The sequence below is a fragment of the Neptunomonas sp. CHC150 genome, assembly GCF_030397555.1.
Classification (GTDB): Bacteria; Pseudomonadota; Gammaproteobacteria; order Pseudomonadales; family Balneatricaceae; genus Neptunomonas; species Neptunomonas phycophila.
The window spans coordinates 1-550 of record NZ_JAPNXU010000035.1; the positions used below are offsets into that span (position 1 = coordinate 1).

At 44.4% G+C, this 550-nt stretch carries 1 protein-coding gene; it reads left to right on the plus strand.

The window, feature by feature from the left end:
- Nucleotides 1–266 precede the first annotated feature (266 nt).
- Nucleotides 267–550: GPO family capsid scaffolding protein (locus OW491_RS17975; protein WP_290037268.1), on the plus strand; the 284-nt coding region annotated here is incomplete at its 3' end.

The window sequence follows — 550 nt, forward strand, 5'->3', positions numbered from 1 at the left end:
GAGATGTGTATAAGAGACAGATTTCATTGGGCGTCCAAGCCTTTAAATAAAGGGAACGGGCCGCGTGTCGTGTTTCAGGAGAATATGCCATGAACCAATCATACGCCGAGGTAACCGCCTAAATTGCATAGCAAAATTCGGATGGGTTCGGATACGTCCTGTATCCGAATTGGTCGGAATTGAAGTGGCTGAAACGGGCAAATCAAAGGCGTATTGTGAAGGTCTGAAACACCTAACTGACAAATTAATACTAGGTAAAAACTCAAATGGCAAAAACCAGTGATTGGAAAATTGTAGCAACAGAAGGGCCGACGGTTGATGGTCGTAAGATCACCCGAGAATGGCTCATGCAGATTGCAGAAAATTATGCCCTGAGTGAATACACCGCTTTGATTTGGCCTGAACACAAACGCTTTGCTGGTTACGGAAGTAACTGGGGCAAAGTGCTTGCCGTTAAAGCTGAAGAAGTGGATGGGAAAATGCGCTTGTTTGCCAAACTTGAACCTAATCAATATTTACTTGAAGCCAATAAGCTTGGGCAGAAGCTGTT